This is a genomic window from Neorhizobium sp. DAR64862/K0K3 (assembly GCF_050500185.1).
GTDB lineage: Bacteria > Pseudomonadota > Alphaproteobacteria > Rhizobiales > Rhizobiaceae > Neorhizobium > Neorhizobium soli.
The window spans coordinates 1,815,485-1,837,154 of the sequence record NZ_CP191449.1; the positions used below are offsets into that span (position 1 = coordinate 1,815,485).

Genomic DNA, 21,670 nt, shown 5'->3' on the forward strand with positions numbered 1-21,670 from the left:
AACGCCTTATCAGTTTATGACCCCGCACCGCGATCTCGTGAGTGTCACGAATTCGCAGGCATAGGCCGTCTTGTCTTTCTGCATGAACACGATCAGCTTCGTGCCGTTGAGTACGGATGTCTTGATCTCGTATCCCTCGGACAGGAGCGTAGCCATCGACGCCGAACCGCCGCTGACACTCGACAGCGCCTCCTGCGCCTGCGAGACCGCAGGAGCAGAGAGCACGAGAGCAGCGGCTGCGACGGCGCGAAGCTTCATCAGCGGTCAACCTCACCGAACACGATGTCCAGAGAACCCAACACCGCAGACACGTCCGCCAGCTGGTGTCCGCGACAGATGAAGTCCATCGCCTGGAGATGTGCATAACCCGGAGCGCGGATCTTGCAGCGGTAGGGCTTGTTGGTGCCATCGGCGACCAGGAACACGCCGAACTCGCCCTTGGGCGCTTCGACGGCCGCGTAAACTTCGCCGGCCGGAACGTGGTAGCCTTCGGTGTAGAGCTTGAAGTGGTGGATCAGCGCTTCCATCGACCGCTTCATCTCGCCACGCTTCGGCGGCACGACCTTGCCGTCGGTCGAAGACACCGGGCCGGTCTTTGCGTCGCTGAGCAGACGATTGACGCACTGCTTCATGATCTTGCAGGATTCGCGCATCTCGATCATGCGGATCAGGTAGCGGTCGTAGCAATCGCCGTTCTTGCCGATCGGAATATCGAAGTCGAGGTCGGCGTAGCATTCGTAAGGCTGCGACTTGCGCAGATCCCAAGCCGCGCCCGAACCGCGGACCATGACGCCGGAGAAGCCCCAGGCCCATGCATCGTCGAGGCTCACGACGCCGATATCGACGTTGCGCTGCTTGAAAATGCGGTTGCCTGTCAGAAGGTCGTCGATATCGTCGAGCTTTGCCGGGAATTCGTCGCACCACTGGCCGATGTCTTCAACCAGGTCAACCGGCAGGTCCTGATGGACGCCGCCCGGACGGAAGTATGCCGCATGCATGCGGGCGCCGCAGGCGCGCTCATAGAACACCATCAGCTTTTCGCGTTCTTCGAAGCCCCAGAGCGGCGGGGTCAGAGCGCCGACGTCCATGGCCTGCGTCGTGACGTTCAGAAGATGCGAGAGGATACGGCCGATTTCCGAATAGAGAACGCGGATCAGCTGACCGCGGATCGGGATCTCGAGGCCGAGCAGCTTTTCGACCGCGAGCGAGTAGGCATGCTCCTGGTTCATCGGCGCGACGTAATCGAGCCGGTCGAAATAGGGCAAGGCCTGCAGATAGGTCTTGGTCTCGATCAGCTTTTCGGTGCCGCGATGCAGGAGACCGATATGCGGATCGACACGCTCGACGATCTCGCCATCCAGTTCCAGCACCAGACGCAGAACGCCATGGGCAGCCGGATGCTGCGGACCGAAGTTGATATTGAAGTTCCGGACGTTGTGTTCCGTCATTTCAGCGCTCCGCGCTTTGGAAAATGGGCAACCGCCCGAAATTCTGCTTCATCGTCATGTCAATCAATTCAGACGGACGCCGACCCAGTAGGAACCGATCTTTCAGGGAGTGCAACCATGTTGCTGTCCTCTCCTGATATTTTCGACCGATATCACATTACCACGTCTAATCGACCCGCCTGCCCGCTCCCTCAACCAAGTCCACCCAACCCGGCAATTACCAAATCAACCGCGTCAGGTCTTCGCCTTCTCGTCACCGGGAAGAACGTAATCCGTCCCCTCCCAAGGTGAAAGGAAATCGAAGTTGCGGAATTCCTGCCGGAGTTCGACCGGTTCGTAGACGACGCGCTTGACGCTGTCGTCGTAACGAACCTCGACGAAGCCGGTCGTCGGGAAGTCCTTGCGGAGCGGATGCCCCTCGAAACCGTAATCGGTGAGAATCCGGCGAAGATCCGGGTGACCGGTAAACAGGATGCCGTAGAGATCCCAGGCCTCACGTTCGAACCAGTCGGCGCCCGGGTAGACCGAGAATGCCGAAGGAACCGGTTCGTCCTCGCCCGTTGCAACCTTGATCCGGATACGCAGGTTCCGGTGCGGCGACAGCAGGTGATAGACCACATCAAAACGCTTCGCACGGGCCGGATAATCGACGCCGCAGATATCGATGAAGCTGATGAAACGGCATTTCGGATCATCGCGGAGGAAGGTCAGAAGCTCGATGATGTTGTCGCTGGTGGCGATCAGGTTCAGCTCGCCATAGGACATCACCGCGTCTTCGACCAGTGTCGAGCGCGATTCGCGAATGTAGGTCGAAAGCTCGCTCAGGGTCTCGGTCATCATATCCTCCTCAAGCCCTCAACGCTCGATCGTTCCAGTGCGCCGGATCTTCTTCTGCAACAGGAGCACGCCGTAAAGCAGTGCCTCTGCCGTGGGGGGACAGCCCGGCACGTAGATGTCGATCGGCACGATACGGTCGCAACCGCGAACGACGGAGTAGGAATAGTGATAATACCCACCGCCGTTTGCACATGAACCCATCGAGATGACGTAACGTGGCTCCGGCATCTGGTCATAGACCTTGCGAAGCGCAGGCGCCATCTTGTTGGTCAGCGTACCCGCCACGATCATCACGTCCGACTGTCGCGGCGAAGCGCGTGGCGCAAAGCCGAAGCGCTCGACGTCATAACGCGGCATGGAAAGCTGCATCATTTCGACGGCGCAGCAGGCCAGACCGAACGTCATCCACATCAGCGAGCCGGTACGGGCCCAGTTGATCAGTTCGTCGGTCGACGTGACAAGAAAGCCCTTGTCGGCGAGCTCATTGTTGATCTCGCCAAAGAACGCGTCGTCGCTGCCAATCGGCTTGCCGGTATTCGGGTCGATAATACCCTTGGACTTCGGCGCGACGAGAGTTGTGCCGCTATCGACTACTCCCATTCCAGCGCTCCTTTTTTCCATTCGTAGATAAAGCCGATCGTGAGGACACCCAGGAACACCATCATGGACCAGAAGCCGAACCAGCCGATTTCACCGAAGGACACAGCCCAAGGGAACAGGAAGGCAACTTCGAGGTCAAAAATGATGAACAGAATCGACACGAGATAGAAGCGGATGTCGAACTTCATGCGGGCATCGTCGAAGGCATTGAAGCCGCATTCGTAGGCGGAAAGCTTTTCCGAATCAGGCGCCTTGTAGGCAACGGCGAAAGGCGCGATCAGAAGCGCCAGACCGATCACCAAGGATATACCGATGAAGATCGCGATCGGGACGTAGGAAGTGAGGAGTTCACTCATGATATTCGATCCCTGCTTGCCTTTAGCGCCGGGCGACGCTCGAACATGAATTCGACAAGCGTACGTGCATTGCAACAAGGCGTGACTAGCGCAGCGTGAGGAAAGGCGCAAGCCCTTTGAGTCCCCCTCACCTACCAATAATACTCCACTGGAAAACACCAGTTGGTTCGCCAACAAATCAGTACCCGACATGTTCCCGGCCAAGGGTCTGCCGACGGTCTTCTAACGATCGAGTTTCATTCAGGAATAGCGACTCGAGAGGCGCGGCGGACGGACGTTGCAACTCTCAGCGCGACAGGTGGGCTCGACGACACGATCGTTCCCCATCCCGGTGAGGATAGAGACACTTGATCAAATGGGAGGAAAGAAAATAAATGGCGCGAGTGACGGGGCTCGAACCCGCGACCTCCGGCGTGACAGGCCGGCACTCTAACCAACTGAGCTACACCCGCGCATATTGCCGACTTTACGGCGCCGCATCATTTGGACACGACGTTCGAGGAAGAAGAATGGCGCGAGTGACGGGGCTCGAACCCGCGACCTCCGGCGTGACAGGCCGGCACTCTAACCAACTGAGCTACACCCGCACATTTCTTCAGAAACTTTCGTCTCTCACCAGGCAGCCTCGACTGCTCGGTTGGCCGCTTCCTAAGAGGTTCGACGGGAGGTGTCAAGCAAGTTTGAAGACAAAATAATGACGCCACTCACTTTCCCACATCGAGGCCCGTGGTTTGTCGTAGAGAACCCTTATCTGCCACGGATTTTGTCGAAAATTCAAAAAAATGTCGTCAAAGCTCTTGCGGTTTTCGCGCGATCCGCATAGATCACGGCCACCGAAGCGGCAGACGAAACGGTCTGCAGTTTAGGGGCGATTAGCTCAGTTGGTAGAGCGCCTCGTTTACACCGAGGATGTCGGCGGTTCGAGTCCGTCATCGCCCACCATTCTTCGGCCTTCCCTCCCAGATAAATTCGGTAGAATGCTCTCGCGCTGATAATGGCACATGTTTGCCCATCACTGCTCTTTGGACGATTGCGTTGACCAGAAATAGGCGGCGGTCAAAGGGGGCTCATCCGCTCCGACAGAATACTTCGCGACTTCAACGCCAGGTTCCAACCGATTCGTTATCTAGTCTTAGTCAGTCGATCACCGGCAGATGACGTTGGCAGGCTACACAATTGTGGTTTGCATCGCTGAGGGGCTACGTTGAAAAAGACTGTCGGCCTGCACGACTATACGCGTTGTAGCATTTGGACGGCCGGCGAACACTCTCCGGTCTCCTGTTTTGTACGCCTGTCCGGCAGCACTTCAACCGGGACTGGCGCAGAGGCGAGCGGCATGCCATTGTCCCGCCATGAAAGCTGCCGCTGTCGCCTTTATTCTGCTCTCCTGCTGCGCCGTCTTCGTCGGCGGCATAGAGCTGTTCAAATATCGCCAAGGGGTCAAGCAACTCGCGGCGACCTACGCGCAGAGGCAGCCTTAGCGACAGCGCAGAAGCTCTCGTGCACTCGAAGCGCTTACGCGTTCAATCAAAGATGCTGAGTCGTTTGCTGATGTTCAGGTTCGGCATCACGCCATAAGCCTGGCCCGTCCTGTAGGTGGTCTGCAGACAATAGTATGCGAAAATCCACAGGAAAAGGCTTGCCATAATCGAGATGGCAACGAACTGTATCCGCATTTATTTCCCTCCCCCAGCTCCTCCCCTCGATAGTGTTTCAAAATAAAACAACTGTCCATAGCAGCACGAGGACTCGGTGCAGTGCAGCATTATATTTTGTGGAGCGCCGGTTTATACTTTCTAATACTGCAATGGAGGTGCAGCAGCATCGGGATCGTTGAACGGTTTGCAACGAGATCCGAAAGGGCTTGTTAAACGTCCATTAGGGGCACATTTCCCATTCTGTCCTCACGTTATCTCTCATTCTCGAAACGAACTGTATCATGCGCAAGGTCATCGGGTGGCTCACCCAGAAACGTTCCAGCCAGGCGAGCGTCCCGCGTCCCCGTCGGCGTATCGACCTTGGTGTAGACGCGCCGACCTATCCGATCTACGCGATCGGCGACGTGCATGGCTGCCTGGAGCTCCTCAAGGAAGCCGAGGCGAAGATCGCCCGCGACATCGAAGAAACGCGCCGTGCCGGCGTGGTGGTTCTTCTCGGCGACTATGTGGACCGCGGCCCGGCATCCTCGGGTGTTCTCGACTATCTGATCAAGCCGAGCGAATACGGTCTGCGCCGAATGCCGCTATGCGGAAACCATGACGATGTGTTCCGCCTCTTCCTCGATGATCCGGAGACGCATGGCGAATGGCTGAGCCTCGGCGGAGAGCAGACGCTGGCGTCCTACGGGCTCGACGTGCATGACCAGAACTTTCGCCAGCGCAGCCGCAATGGCACGCTGAAGCAGCTGCTGGCTGAAGTCGTGCCCGACGCGCACCGCCAGTTCCTCACCGATTTGCCGATTAGCATGAAGGTCGGACAGCTTCTGTTCGTCCACGCCGGCATTCGGCCGGGTGTCGCGTTGAAAGACCAGGAGGAGGCCGACCTGATGTGGATCCGCGATCCATTCCTTGCAAAAGGACCAAACCTGCCATCTACCTTCGTGATCCACGGCCACACGCCGCAGACTGAGCCCTCGCTCGGACCGAACAGAATCGGCATCGATACCGGGGCATTCTATTCGGGCAAGCTGACAATTTTGAGGATTGCGGGCGAAGAGACGCGGTTTATCTAGCGACGTCTGGAAAACCAGGCCGCCACAAACGGCTTTACCAGTGGACCGAACAGGCCAAGGCCAGTGATGGAAAAGCCGAAATAGACTTTCTTCGACCGCCGATCGATGCCGCGAACGATCTTTTCGGCAACGGCATTCGCCTTCCACGGCGGCGCGGCACCCATCAGAGCCCGTGCCTGCGCCGGGCGTTTGGCGAGTTCCCTCTCGAACTGCGGCGTTTCGGTATCCTGCGGGAAGCACAGCGCTATGGTGACGCCATCTCCAACCAACTCAGCCTGGAGGGCCTCGGCGAAACCCGTGAGCGCCGACTTGGAGGCACAATAAGCTGTGTAGCCGGGTATGCCGATCAGTGCCGCACCCGAGGACACGATCATGATTGCGCCCTGCCCGCGGCTCTTCATGCCCGCGTAGACTGCGCGTACGGCATTCGCGGTACCGAGCAGGTTGACGTCTATCTGGCGGGAAAAGTCGCTCTGCGATTGCTGGTCGAAAAATGCCGGCTCTACCATCCCGGCCGAGGCTACAAGAACGTCGCACGGTCCGAATGCGGCCTCGCAGGCATCGACAGCACGCGAGATCTCGCTATCGTTTGCGACATCCGCGTTTTCGCATCTGATGTCAGCCTTGCCGGTACTGCGGAGGTCGACAACAGCGCTTTCAAGCATTGCCGCCGTGCGCGCGATGATCGATACGCGCGCACCCCGGCATGCGTAGATCCGCGCCACTTCCAGTCCGATGCCGCTTGATCCACCCGTTACGATCACGTGCATCGTCGTCGCCACAGCCTCAGGTGTTGTCAGGCGACTGGAGAAGCGGCGCAAGCTGCATCAGTTTTTCCGGGCTGAGAGAGGCAAGACCGAAATTCCTGTCCTGCAGGTCCTTCAGGCGTCTTGCTGTCGATTCCACCGCGTGGCGAATCTGCTCTTCCGTATGGTCGCTGGTGATAAAGAATCGCAACCGGGCCATGCCTTCCGGGACGGCGGGATGAATGATCGGCAAAGCGTTGACGCCATCTTCCAGCAATTCGTTCGACAGCTGGATGGAGCGAAGCGAATCACCGACGAGGATCGGCACGACGGAGAAGCCGAGGCTCAATCCTGTGTCGAGACCGGCTTCCCGGGCGAGCTTCAAAAACAGCGAACCGTTCCGGTGCAACTGCTCGGCCCGATCCGGTTCCTCGCGCAGAATATCGAGGGCCGTGGCTGCAGCCGTTGCCAGAACAGGCGCAAGCCCGACGCTGTAGACGAAACCGCCCGCTTCTGCCTTGAGGATGTCAGCCAGCGCCCGGCTACCGGCAATATATCCGCCGCAGCTCGACGTTGTCTTCGACAGGGTGCCCATCCAGATATCGACGCTCTTCGGGTCGATATCAAAATGTTCAAACGAGCCGCGACCGGTCTTGCCGAGAACGCCGAGCGAATGGGCCTCGTCGACCATCAGCCAGAAGCCGTACCGATTGCGCAGCTCGATCAGGCGCGGCAGGTCGGCGATGTCGCCATCCATCGAATAGACGCCCTCGACAATCACGAGCACGCGCCGGAAATCGCCGGCGAGCGTGTTGAGCACCGTCTCGAGATTATCGACGTCATTGTGCTTGAACAGGCGCCGCGTGGCGCCGGAAAGCTTGATGCCGGCCAGCGCGCTGTTGTGGATGAATTCGTCGTGGATGACGAGGTCCTTGGGGCCGACAACACAGCTGATTGCCGCAACGTTGGTAAGGTAGCCGCTGACGAAACAGACTGCAGCATCAACGCCGTAGACGCTGGCAAGCTTTTCTTCGAGTTCCGCATGCACCGGGCGCTCGCCTGCGACCAGACGGCTGGCGGAGGCGGAAATGCCGAAACGATCGATCGCAGCCTTGGCGGCTTCGGTCACCCTCGGGTCCGTGTTGGTACCGAGATAGTCGTAGGAAGCAAAATTCGCATAGACTTCCCCGTCCATGGTCGTCGTCGCGCCGGCGGCTTCGTCGTGCGAGCGATAGAACGGGTTGTCGACGCCGATGATTTCGCTCGCCTTGCGCTGCACCATGACCCGTTGATATTCGGGCAAGGCGTCAAAACCGACCGGAGGGCGGGCCGGTTGCTGCGGCTGTGCATTGAGCCGCGTCGTGCGATTGCGCCCGACGTTTTCGTTGGCCTTGCGCATCTGGTCGATAAAATTGCCCTTCCCCCCAAGGCTCAGCTTGGAGGGCCGGGTTTCATCCGAACTGCTGTCTGTCACTGCGTTGCGGCTTTCTGCTGCGTCGAATGGCTTTTGACCAGCCGGTCGATCACTTCGTTCTGGACGGTGTCGTCCTCGCCGTTGCGCTTGGCGACACGCTCTCTCAGACGGCTTACCACGTCGCTGACGGACGTGTCTTCCCCTACTCCGCTCAGCGGAATATCAAAGCCCGTCTTCTGCTGGAAGCTCATACCGAGCTCCATCGCCATCAGACTGTCGAGACCGATATCCTTCAAGACCTTTTCCGGCGTGATACTGTCTTCCGTGACACGCAGGATCGTGGCGATTTCAGACGCGACGAGGTTGTGAAGAAGCTGCTGCGCTTCATCCGCCGACTTGCCACGGATCAGATCCTCAAGATCGATCCGGTCGCCATCGGAGGCCGATTGCTGATTGCCAGCCGAACGGATCGCCGTCTCGAAGATCGAGGCGTTGGAAATCGGCAGCATCCGCACTGCCTGCCAGTCGACTTCGGCAATCATCACGGCTGCCGCATCAATGGTGCCGGTGTCTGACGCCATGTAGCGTTCGACCTGCTCCAGCGCATCGCGCGCCTTCATGGCCGTCTTGCCGATTCGCTTGGACAGGATTTCGTTGACCTCGGCATTGCGTGCAAGGAAACCGGTATCGGCAATGGCGCCGAAGCCGACGGCGAGACCCGGCTTGCCGGCCGCGCGACGTGCACGGGCAAGACCTTCGAGATAGCCGTTGGCAATGACGTAGTTGGCTTGGCCCGGGTTGCCGAGCATGGTCGTGGCCGACGAGAAGACGAGGAAGAGATCGAGGTCGTCGCCCGCCGTCAGCTTGTCGAGCAGAGCCGCGCCGCGAACCTTGACCTCGACAACCGGGCGGTTGCGCTCAGGCGTCAGGTTGGACAGAAGCGCGTCGTCGAGCACCATGGCGGCGTGCACGATGCCCTTGATCGGAGCCTGCTTGCGCAGGCTGTCGAGGAGCTTCGAAAGAGCCGGCTCGCTGGTGATATCGCAGGCGTGGACAGATGCCTTCACGCTCTTCGCATGCCACTTGGCGATCGCCGCCTCGGTTTCAGCGTCGGCAACGCCCTTGCGCGAGCAAAGTGCAATCTGCTTGGCACCGCGTGCGGCAAGCCAGTCCGCTGCAACGAGGCCGAAGCCTCCAATGCCGCCGGCAACCAAATAGATGCCATCCGGATCGAAGGCGACCGGCTTTTCGTTTGAAATCACCACCTTGTCCTTGCCGGCAACCGGCGGACGGATGACGATCTTGCCGATCTGGCCGGCATTCTGCATCAGACGGAAGGCACTGCCGATCTCGTCATAGCCGAAGGCGCGATAGGGCAGCGGAGACAGGTCGCCCCGTTCGAACAGGATGCCGATCTCGGTAAAGATCTTCTTCGTGATCGCCGGCAGCTTCACCAGCAACTGGTCGGCGTCGATGCCGAAATAGCTGATGTTGCGACGGAACGGACGAAGGCCGATCTTGCGGTCGGAATAATAGTCGCGCTTGCCGAGTTCGAGGAAGCGTCCGAACGGTTTTACCAGTTCCAGGCTGCGTTCCATCGCTTCCGAGAACAGCGAGTTGAGCACGAGGTCTACACCTTCGCCGCCGGTCACGCCGCGCACGCGGGCCACGAAATCCAGCGAGCGGCTGTCGAACACATGGTCTGCACCAAGCGCTTCCAGGAAGCGGCGTTTTTCCACCGTACCGGCCGTCGCGATGACAACTGCACCCTTCAGCTTGGCGATCTGCAAGGCTGCAAGACCCACACCACCGGCCGCCCCATGGATGAGGATGGTTTCACCAGGTTCGATATGGCCGAGCTGGACCATGGCGTAATAGGCCGTGAGGAATGCCACCGGAACGGTTGCAGCAGCCTCAAAGTCGAGGCGGGCCGGGAACTTCGTAACGCCGTCGCGTCGAACCTTGACGTGGGTGGAGAAGGCGGCCGGGCCGATGCCCATGACACGGTCTCCGGCAACGAGATCCGTCACCGACGCACCGACCGAGATGACGCGGCCGGACATTTCCATGCCGATGGTTGCGCCGGCAAAGCCGTCTTCGAGCGCTTCTTCCGGAAGCAGGCCCATGGCCCACATGACGTCACGGAAGTTGAGGCCGGCCGCTTCCACGGCGAGAACGATCTCGTCGGCATCCGGCACCGGCTCGGAGGCGCTCTCCCAGATGATGCTGTCGACGCGTCCATTCACCGTCTGACGGATCGTGGCCGCGGTGAAGTCGGCGCTTTCTGTATCCTTCGGCCCGAACGGACCGCTCGATGCGCGGATTTCCGACAGCGAACCATGGCGCAGGATCCACTCACTGTTGGTACTGGCGGATGCAAGGATCTCGCCGACATGAAGGCCGAGTTCCGCACTGTCCGTCTCGAGATCGAGAAGGTGCGTGGCGACCGCATCGTATTCGTTCTGAAGAACGCGGGCGAAGGTCCAGAGACCGGCGTTGACGTCATCAGTCGCCTCACCGGCAAGCGGCGAGCCGCCGGGTGCGACGATCACGAGACGGGACTGGTCGCCCGACGCGAGGCTGGCGCTATGGCGGGTGAACGCTTCAACGATACGCTTCAGGTTTTCGAGACGTGCCAGAGCGACATCGGAGGCTTCGCGATCACCCAGACGTTCGGCGAGGAAGATGGCTTGCACGGCTTTGCCATCGAATCGGGCAAGCGACTGCGAAATCGCAAACTCATCCGGATCCGCGCTGAGCAGGACGACGGTGTCGCCGTCACCAAACGCTGCAGCACGGGCAACATCTTCAGCGAAGACGAGCGCCGACGGGATCGACGGCAGCGCCTGCAGCTGGTCGGCCGCGGCCGAGGATGCGCCTGCAACGATCAGCAGCCCTTCGGCCACATCTTTCTCTTCGACAAGCGGGGCGGCAAAGCCGAGACCTGTCAGAAGGTCGGTTACCTGTTCGGTTGTCGCGAGACGCCCGACCGGGAATTCCGGCGACTGACTTGCGGCAAACCAGTCATCCGACAGGCCGAATGCAAAGTCGTTGAACGCTGACGGTGCACGGTCGACGAACAGGAATGCAGCGCCTCTTGCGGCAGCGCCTCGCACAGCCGAACGAAGGCTATCGTCGGCGACCAGAACCGCCTGGCTTTCAAGTCCGGCGGCAACGATCACATCGATGCCGCGGAGATCGGCCAGCGCCTTCGGCTCGATCACCGAGACATGTGCATGCTGTTCGAAGGCAAGTTCGAGCGTACGGCGAACGCTTTCGCGCGGCTCGACGATGGCGAGCGTCGCCGAGTGATCGACGGCAAGCGACGCAAGCTTGCTGCTGACGGATACGGATGTGGAGCCGAGCTCGACAATGACCCGGGTCCGGCCGCCATTGGCCCGACAGGCTTGCTCGACAAGATGCAGCGCCAGATCGGAGCGCTTGCGCCCAAGTGGCGAGTGAACAAGCACGTGTTCGAGCGTTGCTTCGCTGGTGTGGCGCGCTTCGGAGACGTCTTCGCCACTATGGAGGCCGGTAAGCGACAGGTGTTCCAGAGCATCGCGATAGGCATTGTGCAGCAGCACGGCCTCGGCGATACGTCCGGAATCCTCACGGTAGATTTCTTGCAGAAGTTCAGAGACGGCCGGCATGGTGAATTCGGACGGCACGCGCCAGCCGGATTCCTCGGACGACGCGATCCCGGCATCTTCCAGAATAAACAGACAGCTTGCCAGGAAAGCCCGGAAATTGGGTTCTCCCGGGAACTCGGTAACGGACACGAACCCGACCTGTGATGCGAGCGACAGCGCAATCTCGTGGCAGGCACGGTAAATCATTGCATCCAGCATCAACGACGCAGTGTCCTTGGCTTCTGCATCCGTCGTCGCGGCCAGTAGACCGCCGGCAAACCCGATCCGAGCGAAATTGCCTGACATCGTCGACGGCACGGCTTCGTAATGGAACGCAACCGAAGCCAGCGTGTGATGACGACGCAACGAGGTGCGGCGGAACCGGCAGTCGTCAAAAGAGGCGACGATTTCGCCATCTTCCCCGAACATGCGGAAGTTGACTTTGATCGAGAAGCCGCTGAACCGTTCGATCTCAATGACTGCACGGGTAATAGGCTTGGCCCGCGCCCCCACCCGAACCGAACCAAATCGTACGGGGATATAGGGAGAGCCGGCATCGCTGCCCGATAACTGGTCGAACATGGCAACGAGGCCATGGAACACCGCGTCCACCGAGAACGGGTTGAGGTTGTAGGTCAGATAGGGGTGGGCCGGAGCCTCGGCCGCTTTCAGATCGACCTCGACGGTGTTGCGACCAAAGACGCGCGCTTCGCGCAGCAGCTGGAAGTGCGGGCCGTATTGAAGGCCGAACTTTTCGGCAGTCCCGTAGACCTCCAGCGAGGAGAGCTTCGCGCTTTCGCCTTCGTTGGCGCGCCAGATCTGACGGTCAGATGCATGCTCTACTGGCTTGCGGCAGCGGGCCACCGCATGCACGGTCCAGTCGTCGCTGCTCAGTCGTTCGCGCGAGCGGATTTCGATATCGCCTGTCTCGGGCGACAGGATCGTCGATAGCTCGAGCAGCCGGTCGGTACGAAGTTCGAGCGGACGCACGATCTCCATATTCGTCAGTTCGACGTCGTCGGACCCGAAATGCACCTGGGCGGCTGTGACGGCGATCTCGACAAATCCGCTACCCGGAAGGATCGCGCGCGAATCGACGACGTGCTCGGCCAGATCCGGAAAAAGCTGCGCGTCGACATGGTTCTTCCAGTGGGCGCTGTTGGGATCGGTGCGCCATCCGAGCAGCGAGTAGCTGCCGCGGTGTTCGCGGCCGAAGATATCAACCTCATCGGTCGTGTTCGCCATCTTCAAGACGGACGGCTCGAGCGGCAGGACCGGGAGGCCTGCAAACGCATCGCGCTTGCTGCTACGGCGCGACACGCTCGGCGAGACGCCGTGGGCGATGGCGCGGGCAAACGACTGCGCGACCGGGTCACGGCCCTCGATCGGGGTCTCGCGCTGCAGGGTGCCGATCACGACAGCCGAATGCGACGCATGCTTGGCGATTTCACTGACATAGTTCGACAGAATTGAACGCGGCGAAATCTCGATGAAGAGGTTACAGCCGAGGTCCAGTGCTGTTTCGGCCGCGGACTTGAAGAGAACCGGATCGCGGACATTCCGCCACCAGTAATCGGCATCCAGGCCGCGGCAGTCGTAGATGCCGCCGGTGACCGTCGAAACATAGGTGCAAGCGCCACTCTTCGGCTCGATCGTCGGCAGGTCCGCGAGAAAAAGATCGCGCGCGCTGTCGATGATCGGGTGATGGAACGGGTAGTTGATGTCGAGAACATGGACGACGGTCTGCGCCTTGCGTGCCGCATCGCGAAACGCCTGGATCTCGTCAGTCGGACCGGAAATCGTGACCGAGTTCGGTGCATTGATGGCGGCGACGCCGATCTCGTTCAGACCATGGGTCTTTGCGAAGGCAAGCGCCGTCTCCTCGTTCATCACAGCGGCAGCCATCTTGCCCTTGCCGGCAAACAGATCCTGCGACTTGGAGCGCTTGGCAACGATCGCAACGGCTTCCGCAGCGGTCAGGGCCTTGGCGGCATAGGCAGCTGCAATTTCGCCCACGGAGTGACCGAACACGACATCCGGGCGGACGCCGAGATTGGCGAGGCAATCCGAGATGGAAGCCTGGATCGCAAACAGCATCGGCTGGGCGATCTTCGTATCGGCAAGCCTAGTGCCGATATCGTCGGCAAACAGCAGATCCGAGAGCTTTTCGCCCAGGTGATACTCGAACAGCGCGCTGAAGGACTGGAAGCACTGGCGGAAATGGCGGCTTTCACGATAGGCCTCAACACCCATTCCAGCCCACTGCGCACCATTGCCGGAAAACACGAAAGCTGTCTTGCCGGCATGGGACGGCGCTTCTCCGCGCTCCCCCTGCGAAGCCGTTCCGGCCAAATGCGTTTCGATCGCCTTGAGAACCCTGCCCTCGTCCTTGGCTTCGACGGCGAAGCGATAACGCATCGGGTCGCGATTGGCGCTGGAGGCGGCGACCATCCGGCGTGCCTTGACAGCATCGGAGCGTTCGAGGGCCGACTGGTAGTTTTCCAGAAGCGACTTCAGGGCGGTGGCGCTATGGGCGCTGGCAAAGAAGAACTGGCTGTCGGCCTTGGCGGGCAGCGCCGGCGTGTCGACCGGATCGGGATCGCCGATCACGACGTGGGCGTTGGTGCCGCCGAAGCCGAACGAGTTGATGCCAGCGAGCCGAGCGCCCTTGGCAGGCATCAGCTTCATCGCGGACATATTGACCCGCACGTTGAGCGAGGCGAAGTCGATATCCTCGTTGGCTTTTTCGATATGCAGCGTCGCGGGCAGGAAATCGTTTTCCAGCGCGATCATCGCCTTGATGAGACCGAAAAGACCCGACACCGGCTCGGTATGGCCGATATTCGACTTGATCGAACCGATCGGCAGCGGAGCCGGACGGTTCTGGCCGATGACAGTGCCAATGGCCCAGACTTCCGCCGGGTCGCCCACACGCGTTCCCGTGCCGTGGCCTTCGATAAAGGCGACGCGGTTCACGTCGATGCCGTTGCCCTGATAGATCGAGCGCAGAAGATCGGCCTGCGCTTCCCGCGATGGCAGACTGATGCCGTTGGTGCGGCCCGAAGAATTCACGCCTGTTGCGTGGATCTTGGCGTAGCTGCGGTCATTTTCCCGCTTCGCGCGATCGCTGCGACGAAGGACGATCGCCACCCCGCCTTCGGCGCGGACATAGCCATGGCCGTTGGTGTCATAAGCACGGCAAAGCCCTTCGGGCGACAGCATCCGCGCCTGCGCGAAGCCGACGAAGGAGAGCGGGTTGACCAGGATATTGACGCCGCCGACGATCGCGGTGTCGATATCACCGCGCTCGAGCGAGCGCACCGCCTGATCCAGCGCCACCAACGACGACGAGCAGGCGGTGTCGATGGTCATGCTCGGCCCATTGAGGCCGAAGACGTGCGAAATGCGGTTCGAGACGATCGAGAGCGTGTTGCCAGTCATGAAATACGGGCTGCCGGATGCCGGATCCTCCGACGACAGCGTACTGTTTTCGAGACTGGACGCGCCGATATAAACGCCGACCTTCTCCTTGGCGAGCGTGCTTGCCGGAAGATTGGCGTCTTCCAGCGCCTGCCAGACCAGTGTCAGAAGCACGCGCTGCTGCGGGTCCATCTGCATGGCCTCGCGCTGCGAAATGCCGAAAACGGCAGGATCAAAGTCATACAGCCTGTCGATAACGCCTGCGGCAAACGTATAGGTCTTTCCAGCGACACCCTGTGCCGGATGCCAGAAACGTGCCAAGTCCCATCGATCTCCAGGGATCTCCGAAACGGTGCAACGGCCGCCGCTCAGGATCGTCTTGAGTTCCTTGACGGAGCTTGCACCCGGCGCCACACAGGCTCTACCAATAATTTCGATCGTCATTGTCACTCTGTTTTCACAGCTAAAATGGCGGATGCGGAATGCCCGCATCGGACAACTTTAACAACATACTTATTAGCGGATGTCACGAGAAAAGCTAATACACATATGGCCCAAGGCGGGTTCAGGGGTTCGCAAAAAGCACAAAGTTATTGCATAAACAAGCCATTACATAACCTGCCTCCTGTTTATACTAGCATGGGTTGGATCGCCAGATACCTTACAGCAACAATCAACCATACAGTGAACAGAAAGCGGCACCACGCCTGCAAATGGAGTTGAGAAGGCGAGACAGCTTACAGCTCCGACCAGCGTAAACTCGTCCGCCAGGCGCTGATGACCGCCGGTCGAATCGAAAATATGGCGAATCTCTAGATTTGAAGCCTGTTAGTAATGTGGTAAGCGCAGGCATCATCGCAGGCATTCCTCGATCGGAACAAGACTATGCCGCAAGAGGAGAGGCCCGCAATTTCGACCCCTGCCGAACAGCGTCGCCGACGCGGCGGCCGGTTGTTCGTTCTTGCGGTATTCCTTCTCGTTGTCTTCAGCGGGCTTGCGGCGACCGTCCTTTTCGTCAACGAAGGGCGCAACTATAAGCGTCTGGTGCGCCAGTTCGGCCTGCAAACCTATCTGCTTCCTCCTCCTCCCGCACCGGCTGTTCGCATCGGGCGCCAGCGACGGCTTGCGGCGAGTAGCAAGCAGCTGCCCAGACTGGTCCGGCCGCTGGCGCACGACACGTCGCGTCTCATCCCACCCGTTACGACATCAACCGAGGAACGCTGCCAGGCACTGGCGGGCATAGGCGGCGAACCGCCGAACTTCTTAGCGGGCGCCAATGTATGGGAGTGCACGTTCTTCCTGCCGCTGGGCCCGGGTGAAGATCCCGCGTCTCTGTTCATCCAAGCGAAAGGGGTTGGAGAGGATGACCTGCGTACCTTCCGGATCAAGCTCAGTTTCACGGATGAGCGCCACGACGGTGCGCTGTTGCAGACTGCACTGACCACGCTCGACGGTTACGGCCTGTCGCTGACACCGCAGAGCCGGTCGCATCTCGAGGCAAGGCTTTCCGCCCGCACGGCGTTTAAATCCGATCTCGAAAACTACCGCGCCACCTTTGTCCCCGAAATGATGGACCAGAGGCGGTTCAACCTGCTCCTCGTTGCCCATCCCGTTACCACGGCATGCCCGGTACCGACGCCGGAACCTGGCAGGGCGTCACAGCGAGCGATCGTCAGCACGCGGATCGGCTGCCTGACGCTGCCAGTGGGGCAAGTTTTTTCGCCGCAAGGCTAGCCACGCTACGCGACCGTCAGATTGCGTTAAAGCCTGATCAAGTCCAGCCGCTCGCCGAGTTCACGTTGCGCCGTTTCCACCAGGCTCAGCTGGTGGGTGAACAGCACCGTCTGGAACTTGTCGCCGGCGGCAGCGAGGGTACGGATGCCGGCGGCGGTGCGTTCGTCGTCGAATGTCTGGAAGATGTCGTCGAGGATCAGCGGTGCCGGTTCGTTGCGGCTGCAGTAATCCTCGAGGAAAGCCAGACGCAGCGCCAGATAGAGCTGGTCGCCGGTGCCTTCACTGAGGCCCGATAGCGGAACCTGCTCACCGGTGTTTCGCTCGACGGCAAGCTGCAGCTCGTCCTTCTCGTCATAGAGCTGCACCAGCTTGGCAAACCGTCCGCCGGTGAGATCCGCAAAAACCTTTCCTGCCCGCTGCATGACTGGATCGGCCTGCTGCTCGCGATAGCTTTCCATCGAAGACGACAGAAGGCTCGCTGCAAGCTTCAGCACCACCCAGCGACGGGCGAGGTCCCTCGCCTCGGTTTCGGCCGCATGCTTCTGGAACACAGCGCGCTCGGCACCGATGCCGCTTTCGAGTTCGCGGCGGCGGCGGGCATTGTCTGCCTCAGCGGTCCGCAGGGAAGAAATCCGGTCGATCTGCCTGCTATCGGCGCTTTCCAGCTGCTCGATCTCGAGCCCTGCGGTCACCTTGTCGAAATCGACCAGCGCCGAGCGCACTACCACTTCGTCGTCACCATCGGCGTGTTCGTTGAAACGGGAGCGGCACTGCAGCAGCTGTCCGCTCAGCCGGCTTCGCTGGCGCAATTCTTCGAGGACCTGTTCGAGGTCGGCGACGTCTCGCGAGGCGGATGCGGCAAGGGCCGCAAGCTCGTCCTGCAGGGTCTTTTGGCGCGTGGCGTAGCGCTCGAGAGAGAGCGTCGCACGCTCCAGGTCAGCTGACATCGCCGCCTTGTGCTTGGCGGCGGCATTGGCGTCCACTGCCCGGTCGTTGAGCAGGCCGGCGGCGACGTCTGCCAGCACAGTGATCAGGTCGGGCGCCACCTTGGTGCAGAGGCTGCGGATCTCTTCGTCGAAGGTTTCCATGTCGCGCTGCATGCCGCGCACCCGGCGCCTGCGGTTCTCGCGCTCGGCCAGAAGATCCGGCACGCTGCGCCAGACATCGAGCGCTGCGGCCGCCATTTCGACCGTCGCCTCATCCGGCAGACCGGCCATGGTCGCAGCGTTGGAGAATGAAGCTCGCCACGTGTCGACTTCACGGCGCAGAACGGTCTCGCGCTCTTCGAGACGTTGCAGCGCATCGACGGCGGAATGGCGCTTGCCCTCCAGCGAGCGGCTTTCCGTCCAGCGTTCCGCGATCTCCGCCAGTCTGCGATCGAGAGCGCGCGCCAGGGCCGCCGGCGGCAAGGCGGTTGCGGCAAGACCAATCGCGTCGGCAAGGCCGACCAGCACCGGCTTCAACCGCTCTTCCTTCAGCCGCGCGGTCTGCAGCGCGTCACGTGCATCCTTTAGCGCATCGACCTGATGCGACAGGGCTTCGACGCCGCGGCGCCATTCGAGCATGCGTTCGGGCGACAGCGGGGAGACGGGCACCGAGCGGAACAGGTCCTCGAATTCGGTGATCGCGTCCGACAGCGCGATATCGCTTTCGCGCGCTTCGGCGCGGGCGTTTGTCAACTGATGCTCGATCTCGTGCTGACGCAAGCTGAGTTGTGCGTGCCGGGACACGCGCTCGGCGTCGGTCAGGGCGGCGTCGGCCAGTTCGTCGGCATTCTGAACGGCCTTGTGCACATCGGCGAGCTTATCCGCTGATGGCTTTGCTCCGAATGCGGCAAGACCAGCATCGCGCAGCTGGCGGGCTTCCATGATGTCAGCACGCGAAACGATGCGGCCCTGCCCTTCCAGCGCCGCCATCTGATCGGCCACGGTCTTGGCGTCGGCCTTCACCGTCGTCAGCGTCTGGGTGATCCTCGCATGCACGGCGCGCGCATCGTCGATCAGCTTGCGGTGGCTGCTGAGCGCTGCGAGATCCGGCAGCGGGCTCGCAAGCAGGGCGTCGATGTCCTTGACCGGCGGATCGAGCCTTGCGACGGCGGCGGCGAGATCGCTCTCTGCCCGCGATACGCGAACCTGCAGGTTTTCGATGCCTGCGAGATCACTCAGTTCGGGGCGGAGCGCCGTGAGCTGCTCGGCCCATGGTTTCGGATCGATCAGCCGGCTGTCCGGATTGGCCTCATCCAGACGCCGCAGCGCCTCGCGCTCTTCTTCCAGCCGGAGATGCAGCTGTTTCAGGCTGCGGTCGAGTTCGCTGCCTTCCTCGAGAAGGGTCTTCAGCCGCACCAGATCGGCATCGGCCGGCTGGTGGCGTTCCAGGTCGTCGGTCCTGACGAGACCTAACCTCCGCCCCAGCTGCACCAGCCGGGTGTCGAAATCCTCGACCTCGCCGCGAACCCTTGCGATATCCTCGCGGGCTTTCATATAGACGCCCTTGTCGGCGTGGCGGGCGAGAATGCTGCCGGCAGCGGCGATCAGCGCGTCGTCGACATGGAGGGCGGCGATCTCATCGCCCAGCCGCGAAACTTCCGTTTCCGCCGCCCGATGGGCGTCGTCGTTGCGACGCGACTCGTCCAGCGCCCGCTCCAACGCATCCTCGAAGCCCGGCGGCAGCGAGCCCAGCGCCTGATACTGCGCCAGCTGGTCCTGCTCGCGATCGATTTCGCGCAGCACCGGCTCCAGCCGCATCAGCTTGCGCAGCCGTTCCAGGGTCTGCTTGGTGGTTTCGCGCTCGGTCTTGATGGTGGCGAGTTCCGCTTCCAGCTCGGCCTGTTCGGCGAGCAGCTTCTTCCAGTCGCCCGACTTCAGCTCGTTGTCGCGCTCGGCCTTGCGTGCCTCGTCATGGCTGTCGAGCACCTGGTAGAACAAACGGTCCTTGGAGCGGCGTGGCGCGTAGATGGTGTCGGCTTCGGCATCGAAGCTTTTGCGCAGATCTGAGAGGCCGGTAAGGCCCGACGCTGCGGAAAACAGCAGGCTGCCGATCTCGCCGCCGCTTTTCAGCATGCTTTGGCCGCCGGCCCGGAGCGACGCCGAATCGAGACCGAAGGCGCGCTGAAACACATCGCGGTTCAGTGTGCCGAGAAAGGGCGCCAGCGCATCCTCCGGCAGCGCCTCTTCCGCGTCGCTTGCCGCGAGCAGCGTGTTTTTGCGGCCGCGACGACGGCGAAAGCCCAGCTTGGTGCCATTGCGCGTCTCGATTTCAGCGCCAACCCTAAGTGCGGTCGCGTCGTGCAGAAAACTGTATTCGGCAGCCGTCGGAAAGCCGAACAGCAGATCCGAGATCGCCGACAGCGCCGAAGACTTTCCGGCTTCGTTCGGACCATAGATGACATGCAACTGAGCATCGGGGCGAAACGCAAGCGCGCGATCGGTAAGCGCGCCGTAGCGCAGGATGTCGAGACGGGTAAAACGCATGTGACTACCCTACCCTTGCCGCGCGCGACAGAAGCAGCTCGCGCGCCTCCGCCAACAGCGCTGCCGCGTCATCGCCAAGCGCCAGGTCGCCGGCACCGATACCGCCCGGCAGACGTGCGGCGATCTCGGCAATCCGGGCCTCGGCTTCGCTGACCAGAAGCGGCGAGAACTCCGCGGTCGGCAGCAGGCCTTCGAGCCCGAGCAGATCGGTCGAATTCCCCGTCGATGCGACCTCGGCTTCGAGTTTTACTTCTAGCTTTTCCAGCCAGATATCCTCATGGCCGCGATGGCAGGCGGCCTGGACTTCATCGCGAAAATCGGCCGCTCTTGCCAGGATCTCGTTGCGGAAGCGACTGCGGCCACTGATGCGGATGCGCAGCGCAAGTGGGCGGCTTTCCATGGCATCGATCACGGAGCCGAGAAGGTCTTCCAGCCGCCGCAGGATTGCCGCCGGCGTCTCGTCCGGCTCGACGAGTACGGCGAGTTCGGCAAACCTTGCGCTGTCGGTCACGATGCGCTCATAGGCGATGCGCCCGTCCTCGACGGTCACGAGCACGGCGCCCTTTGCCCCCTGCTCGCGGATCGACCGTCCCTGAAGGTTTCCGGGGAACACGACGAGCGGGTCTTCGGCGACGATTTCGAAATCGTGGACATGGCCGAGCGCCCAGTAATCGTAGCCACGCGACCGCAGATCTTCGACGGAACAGGGCGCATAGGCTGCGTGCGGCTCGCGGCCGGTCAGCGAGGTGTGCAGCACGCCGATGTTGAACCAGCCGGCCTCCGGCTTCGGATAGGCAAGCGCCAGGTTTTCATTGGCCGAGCGCTCGGCAAAACCCTGGCCATGCAGCGCGACCCTCAGGTGATCCAGCTTGAACGTGCCGGGCTTTGCAGTCGGGAATTCGCTGACATTCTTCGGCAGTGTGATTGTCTTGGTGATGACGCTTTCGGCGTCGTGATTGCCCTTCAGCAGAAAGACCGGAATGCCGGCGCGTTCCAGCCGGGCGATCTCGCGGTTGAAGAACAGGCCGATCTTGTTGTCCTTCCAGTCGCCGTCATAGACATCGCCGGCGACGATAAAGAAGTCGACCTTGCGCTCCACCGCCTCGTCCACCAAGCCCGAGAACGCCTTGCGGCTTGCCTCGATGAAGATATCGGCGAGTTCGGCATCCTTCAGCGCCAGGCCCTGAAAGGGACTGCCTAGATGCAGATCGGCGGCATGGATGAAGCGGAATGAGGTCATCGACTCGGCTGCTGGAACACATCGGGAACGACAGACTTAAGTCAC

Annotated in this window: 12 protein-coding genes and 3 tRNA genes; 3 read left to right on the forward strand and 12 right to left on the reverse strand. The window is 61.0% G+C overall.

The window, feature by feature from the left end:
• Positions 1-9: 9 nt before the first annotated feature.
• The 7 genes from ACQY1L_RS08875 to ACQY1L_RS08905 all read right to left on the reverse strand — a co-directional run bounded on the left by ACQY1L_RS08875 (position 10) and on the right by ACQY1L_RS08905 (position 3,828).
• On the reverse strand, positions 10-258 hold the full coding sequence (locus tag ACQY1L_RS08875; protein ID WP_062453234.1) for a hypothetical protein: 249 nt from the start codon (positions 256-258) through the stop codon (positions 10-12).
• Entirely contained in the window at positions 258-1,448 is a 1,191-nt protein-coding gene (locus ACQY1L_RS08880; protein ID WP_062580001.1) for an NADH-quinone oxidoreductase subunit D, read from the reverse strand. Before ACQY1L_RS08880 ends, ACQY1L_RS08875 begins: the two co-directional genes overlap by 1 nt.
• 234 nt (positions 1,449-1,682) lie before the next feature.
• Positions 1,683-2,285, reverse strand: a complete 603-nt coding sequence (locus ACQY1L_RS08885) for an NADH-quinone oxidoreductase subunit C (protein WP_062580253.1) — start codon at positions 2,283-2,285, stop codon at positions 1,683-1,685.
• 18 nt (positions 2,286-2,303) lie between these two features.
• On the reverse strand, positions 2,304-2,885 hold the full coding sequence (locus tag ACQY1L_RS08890) for a NuoB/complex I 20 kDa subunit family protein (protein WP_062453236.1): 582 nt from the start codon (positions 2,883-2,885) through the stop codon (positions 2,304-2,306).
• A complete protein-coding gene (locus ACQY1L_RS08895) occupies positions 2,876-3,241 on the reverse strand; it encodes an NADH-quinone oxidoreductase subunit A (protein WP_062453237.1) in 366 nt (121 codons plus the stop codon). Before ACQY1L_RS08895 ends, ACQY1L_RS08890 begins: the two co-directional genes overlap by 10 nt.
• 375 nt (positions 3,242-3,616) lie before the next feature.
• Positions 3,617-3,693 (reverse strand) — tRNA-Asp (locus ACQY1L_RS08900).
• 58 nt (positions 3,694-3,751) lie between these two features.
• Positions 3,752-3,828: transfer RNA gene (locus tag ACQY1L_RS08905), tRNA-Asp, on the reverse strand.
• A 279-nt stretch (positions 3,829-4,107) separates the two neighbouring features.
• Here ACQY1L_RS08905 and ACQY1L_RS08910 point away from each other — a divergent pair.
• Together ACQY1L_RS08910 and ACQY1L_RS08915 are read left to right on the forward strand one after the other, a co-directional pair.
• Positions 4,108-4,183: transfer RNA gene (locus ACQY1L_RS08910), tRNA-Val, on the forward strand.
• A gap of 997 nt (positions 4,184-5,180) precedes the next feature.
• Positions 5,181-5,972: a metallophosphoesterase family protein gene (locus ACQY1L_RS08915; RefSeq protein WP_430240703.1), complete on the forward strand. Its 792-nt coding sequence runs from the start codon at positions 5,181-5,183 to the stop codon at positions 5,970-5,972.
• Here the strand turns inward: ACQY1L_RS08915 and ACQY1L_RS08920 are convergent.
• Genes ACQY1L_RS08920 through ACQY1L_RS08930 form a run of 3 tightly spaced genes read right to left on the reverse strand, consistent with a single transcriptional unit; the run spans position 5,969 to position 15,625 of the window.
• Positions 5,969-6,742 carry an SDR family oxidoreductase gene (locus ACQY1L_RS08920; protein WP_430261836.1) on the reverse strand — a complete coding sequence of 258 codons (774 nt, stop codon included), beginning with the start codon at positions 6,740-6,742 and terminating at the stop codon, positions 5,969-5,971. The genes ACQY1L_RS08915 and ACQY1L_RS08920 overlap by 4 nt on opposite strands.
• Positions 6,743-6,758: 16 nt before the next feature.
• The gene (locus tag ACQY1L_RS08925; RefSeq protein ID WP_062453239.1) at positions 6,759-8,192 is read right to left on the reverse strand and encodes an aminotransferase class I/II-fold pyridoxal phosphate-dependent enzyme; all 1,434 of its coding nucleotides are present in this window, start codon (positions 8,190-8,192) and stop codon (positions 6,759-6,761) included.
• Positions 8,189-15,625 carry a type I polyketide synthase gene (locus ACQY1L_RS08930; RefSeq protein WP_430240705.1) on the reverse strand — a complete coding sequence of 2,479 codons (7,437 nt, stop codon included), beginning with the start codon at positions 15,623-15,625 and terminating at the stop codon, positions 8,189-8,191. Before ACQY1L_RS08930 ends, ACQY1L_RS08925 begins: the two co-directional genes overlap by 4 nt.
• A 441-nt stretch (positions 15,626-16,066) precedes the next feature.
• Between ACQY1L_RS08930 and ACQY1L_RS08935 the strand changes: the two genes are divergently transcribed.
• Complete coding sequence (locus ACQY1L_RS08935; protein WP_430240706.1) at positions 16,067-16,915, forward strand: DUF6030 family protein; 849 nt, start codon at positions 16,067-16,069, stop codon at positions 16,913-16,915.
• A 26-nt stretch (positions 16,916-16,941) separates the two neighbouring features.
• Here ACQY1L_RS08935 and ACQY1L_RS08940 read toward each other — a convergent pair whose 3' ends face one another.
• Both ACQY1L_RS08940 and ACQY1L_RS08945 read right to left on the reverse strand, forming a co-directional pair.
• Positions 16,942-20,385, reverse strand: a complete 3,444-nt coding sequence (locus tag ACQY1L_RS08940; protein WP_430261838.1) for an AAA family ATPase — start codon at positions 20,383-20,385, stop codon at positions 16,942-16,944.
• 4 nt (positions 20,386-20,389) lie between these two features.
• The gene (locus ACQY1L_RS08945; protein ID WP_430240709.1) at positions 20,390-21,625 is read right to left on the reverse strand and encodes a metallophosphoesterase family protein; all 1,236 of its coding nucleotides are present in this window, start codon (positions 21,623-21,625) and stop codon (positions 20,390-20,392) included.
• Between the last annotated feature and the right edge of the window lie 45 nt (positions 21,626-21,670).